Annotated in this window: 5 protein-coding genes; 2 read left to right on the forward strand and 3 right to left on the reverse strand. The window is 64.7% G+C overall.

All coding sequences use genetic code 11. From position 1 onward, the window contains the following. The coding region (locus EN780_RS28295) for an AI-2E family transporter (protein ID WP_133372746.1) at window positions 1–738 on the forward strand (738 nt) is incomplete at its 5' end. Here the strand turns inward: EN780_RS28295 and EN780_RS28300 are convergent. From EN780_RS28300 to EN780_RS28310, 3 genes are all read right to left on the reverse strand, one after another. Beyond that, window positions 726–1,622, reverse strand: coding sequence for an EamA family transporter (locus tag EN780_RS28300; RefSeq protein ID WP_128275940.1), 897 nt, complete (start codon window positions 1,620–1,622; stop codon window positions 726–728). The genes EN780_RS28295 and EN780_RS28300 overlap by 13 nt on opposite strands. 132 nt (window positions 1,623–1,754) lie before the next feature. Continuing rightward, entirely contained in the window at window positions 1,755–2,519 is a 765-nt protein-coding gene (locus EN780_RS28305; RefSeq protein WP_127284216.1) for an arginyltransferase, read from the reverse strand. A 140-nt stretch (window positions 2,520–2,659) separates the two neighbouring features. After that, window positions 2,660–3,130 (reverse strand): RDD family protein, encoded by a 471-nt coding sequence (locus EN780_RS28310; protein WP_128275941.1) that lies wholly within the window; start codon window positions 3,128–3,130, stop codon window positions 2,660–2,662. A 188-nt stretch (window positions 3,131–3,318) separates the two neighbouring features. Between EN780_RS28310 and sthA the strand changes: the two genes are divergently transcribed. Then, window positions 3,319–4,405, forward strand: a 1,087-nt coding sequence (gene sthA / locus EN780_RS28315) for a Si-specific NAD(P)(+) transhydrogenase (protein WP_128275942.1), incomplete at its 3' end; no start/stop codon positions are given.

Raw genomic sequence — 4,405 nt, forward strand, 5'->3', positions numbered from 1 at the left:
ATCCAATTGGTCAGCGGCGCCAATATCGGCAGCATCTATCGCGGCGCGCTCGCCGCCGGCGGCAGCGCGTTCGGCCTGCTTTTGACGCTGCTGTTCATGATGATCGCGCTGTTCTTCGCCTATCGCGATGGCGAACATTTCGCCGCGCAGGTCGACCGCCTCGGCGAGCGCATCCTGCCGACCCGCTGGGAGCGGATTTCGCGCGTGGTGCCGGCGACGATCTCGTCCACCGTCACCGGCATGACCATCATCGCCATCGGCGAGGGAGTGGTGCTTGGCGTCGCCTACTGGCTGGCCGGCGTGCCGTCGCCGGTGACGCTCGGCGCCTTGACCGGCATCATGGCGCTGATCCCCGGCGGCGCGCCGCTCTCCTTCACCCTGGTGTCGATCTACCTTGCCGCCAGCGGCTCGCCAATGGCGGGCCTGGCGCTTTTTGCCTGGGGCGCGGTCGAGCTGTTCATCGTCGACAAGACGCTGCGCCCCAAGCTGGTCGGCGGGCCGATCAAACTGCCTTTCCTGCCGACCTTTTTCGGCCTGATCGGCGGCGTCAAGACGATGGGCTTCCTCGGCCTGTTCATCGGCCCGGTGCTGATGGCGCTCTTGGTCGCGATCTGGCGCGAGTGGCTGCGCGAGGTCGAACTGATGGACGATTCCGCTGCCACGGCGCTTGCGGAGACCAAGGACGGCCCGCCGCAGATCGAGATCGCCACGGAAAAGAAGAAGATTCAGACCGGGTGACTGACCGCCAGCGTGGCGCGGCGCTTGCGCCCCTCATGCAACTGCCACAGCGAATGGCCGACAAGCGTCACGATCAGGATCGCGCCGCCGATCAGGCTGTTGCGCGACGGCGTCTCGGAGAAGATCATCCAGACCCAGACCGGCGCCAGCACCGTTTCCAATAGGTAGAACATCGCCACTTCCGGCCCTGAGATGTATTTCGGCCCGTTGGCCAGGCAGAAGAACGAGATCGGCATGATCACCGCGCCGTTGAAGATGATCCACCACGGCGCGTCCACCTGAAAGCCGGTCTTCGAGACCATGACGGCGGCGACGCTGAAGGGCAGCACCACGCCGATGAGCGAGGTGAAGCCCATGTCCTTGCCGCTGGCGCGCGAGATGGTGATCGCGCAGGCGACGCAGAGCGCGGAGCACAGGGCCATGACATCGCCGAACAGATATCCGTTGCCGATGGAGTCGCCGACGATGATGGCGACGCCGACGATCATCAGCGCCAGTGCCGCCAGCGTCAGCGGCCGTGGTCGTTCCTTCAGGAACAGCCAGGACAGCAGCGCCGAGAACATGGTGGTGAAGGCGAGGATGAAGACGAGGTCGGCGGTCGAGGTGTTGTAGACGGCGGTGATGAAGGCGATCGAGCCGAGCCCGTAGAGCGTCGCCACCGCAAGCCCCGCCCGCCCGGGAACGAGTTGCGGCGCCCGGTCGCTCAGCGAGCGCCAGACCGCCCAGATGACAAGTCCGGCAAGGAAAGTGGTGCCGGTGCGCAGCAACAGGATCGTCCATGCCTCGCCATGGGCGAGCCTGATCAGCGGGATGTCGACGGTCAGCGTCATGCCGCCGATGGCGGTGAGCAGAAGGCCTTTCTGGTGGTCGTGGTGGGAGGACATGTCGGCAATTCTCGCAATGGAATTTGCAGGCGGACGGCCGGCGGCGCGATAGCGCATTCTCTCGCCGTTCGGCGGCAAGACCAGCATCCCGCTGCTTGAAACAGTTTTAAGGTCGGGCTTGGAAAGGGTTAGTCAGCGCGTGACCGCTTCGTGCTCGTAGCGTTCCCAGCCTTTCGGGCCGAGATGCTCCTGCGGCATGAAGCGCATTTTATAGCTCATCTTGCGCGAGCCGTTGACCCAGTAGCCGAGATAGACATGGGGCAGGCCCATGGCTCTCGCTCGGGCGATATGGTCGAGGATCATGAAGGTGCCGAGCGAGCGGTCCTCGAAGTCCGGATTGAAGTAGGAATAGACCATCGACAGCCCGTCGGCCATCTTGTCGGTCAGCGCCACCGCGATCAGCTCGCCCTGGCCCTTGCCGGTGATGAAGGTGTCGGGGCCGCGCCGCCTGTATTCGATGATCTTGGTGTCGACATGCGTGTCTTCGACCATCATGGCGTAGTCGAGCACCGTCATGTCCGACATGCCGCCGCGGCGATGGCGGGCGTCGAGATAGGCGCGGAACAGCGAGTATTGCTCGGTCGACGGCTGCGCGTCGTGCATGGCCCCGACGAGGTCGGCATTGTGCTGGATCACCCGCTTCATGTTGCGGCTGGCGGTGAATTCCTGCGCCAGGATGCGCACCGACACGCAGGCCCGGCAGGTCTCGCAGGCGGGCCGGTAGGCGATGTTCTGCGAGCGCCGGAAACCGCCTTGCGTCAACAGGTCGTTCATCTCGGGCGCCTTGTCGCCGACGAGGTGAGTGAACACCTTGCGTTCGAACTGGCCCTCCAGATACGGGCACGGCGACGGCGCGGTCAGGAAGAACTGCGGCGACTGGGTCGGGTGCTGCGTCATGGATTCCGGGAAACGCTCCTACGAATCGCCTTACCTTTGGCCCGACCGGCGAAAAATTCAACAGGATTGTGGAGCGGTGGCTGACTGAGGGCCTTCATATTTGCGCATAAGCGCCCGCGTTCGCCCTCGAAAATGCTGTTTCAGCGATCTGTACGGCTGACCACCGTGCCAAGCAGCAGGTCGTGCAGCGTGCGCTTGCGGTCCGAAAACAGCGTCACCAGGAGCACCAGCGGCGTCAGGACGACGTTGCCGGCCCAGAACAGCACCGAATGCACGACAGCCGTCAGCCCGTCGATGCGGGTGCCGTCGAGGCGGTCGAGCCGGATGCCCATCAGCTTCATGCCGGTGGTCGCCTGGTCGGCGCTGCCCAGCGTGTTCCAGATATAGAGAACGGCGACCGCCGGCACGAGCACCGAGAACAGCATCCAGCCGAGGCCAAACGTCAGCAGCCCGAGGACGGCGACCAGGATGGCAAAGGGAATGGTGAGCAGCCCGATGATCAGATAGTCGATCAGGCAGGCAAGGATGCGCCGGGTGCGCACGCCGTCATAGGCCCTGACGTCGTCGAGCCTGCTGGTAATGATTTCGCCGTCAAGTACACGCGCGTTCATGTCATGCCCTCGTAACCGGGCCCGCGATAGGGTGCGGGCAATCCGCCATTGAAATGGTGAAAGCCGATGGCGGAATCAAGATCGTCGGTCGGGGTGCGACGTGCGGAGGTCGCTCGAGCGGTTGAATTCACGGCGCGGATGGCGTTAGCTTGTTGCGGCGCAACAAGACGCCGAGGGGACGGGGTACCATGGACTATGACATGCTGGTCATCGGCAGCGGGCCTTCGGGGCGCCGCGCCGCGGTGCAGTCGGCCAAGCTCGGCAAATCGGTGCTTGTGGTCGACAGGGGCCGGCGCCTCGGCGGCGTCTCGGTCCACACCGGCACCATCCCGTCGAAGACACTGCGCGAGACGGTTCTCAACCTTTCCGGCTGGCGCGAGCGCGGCTTCTACGGACGCGGCTACCGGGTCAAGCAGGACATTTCGGTCAGCGACCTCGTCGAGCGCCTGCACAAGACACTCGACCACGAGGTCGAGGTGCTGCAGCACCAGTTCATGCGCAACGCGGTCAAGAGTTCGCGCGCCACGGCGAAATTCCTCGGCCCCAACAAGGTCAGCCTGACGAGCGACAATGGCGACTACTCAGAGGTCGGTTTCGCCAACGCGCTGATCGCCGTCGGCACAAGGCCGCACCGGCCGCGCGACGTGCCGTTCGACAAGACCCGCGTCTTCGACAGCGACGAGATGCTGGAGCTCGACCGGCTGCCGCGCACGCTGACTGTGATCGGCGCCGGCGTCATCGGCGTCGAATACGCCACCATCTTTTCGGCCCTCGACGTGCCGGTGACGCTGGTCGAGCCGCGCAACACCATCCTCGATTTCGTCGACCGCGAGATCGTCGACGACTTCATCCACCAGATGCGCGATCGCGGCATGACCATCCGCCTCGGCAGCACGGTCAAGGAGATCACCTCAAAGCCCGATTATGCCGAGGTCACCCTTGCCGATGGCCGCACCATCCGCTCCGAGATCGTGCTTTATGCCGCCGGCCGCAGCGGCAATCTCGGCAGCCTTGGCCTCGACGTGGTCGGCATCGAGTCCGACTCCAGGGGCCGCATCAAGGTCGACGCGAACACGTTTCAGACCAGCGTGCCCAACATCTATGCCACCGGCGACGTCATCGGCTTCCCGAGCCTTGCCTCGACCTCGATGGAGCAGGGCAGGGTGGCCGCCTGCCACGCTTTCGGCGTGCTGTTGCCGCCGCCGCCGGAAACCTTTCCCTATGGCATCTACGCTGTGCCCGAAATCTCCACCGTCGGCCAGTCGGAGGAGCAGG

The sequence above is a fragment of the Mesorhizobium sp. M4B.F.Ca.ET.089.01.1.1 genome (genome assembly GCF_004022605.1).
GTDB classification, from domain to species: domain Bacteria; phylum Pseudomonadota; class Alphaproteobacteria; order Rhizobiales; family Rhizobiaceae; genus Mesorhizobium; species Mesorhizobium abyssinicae.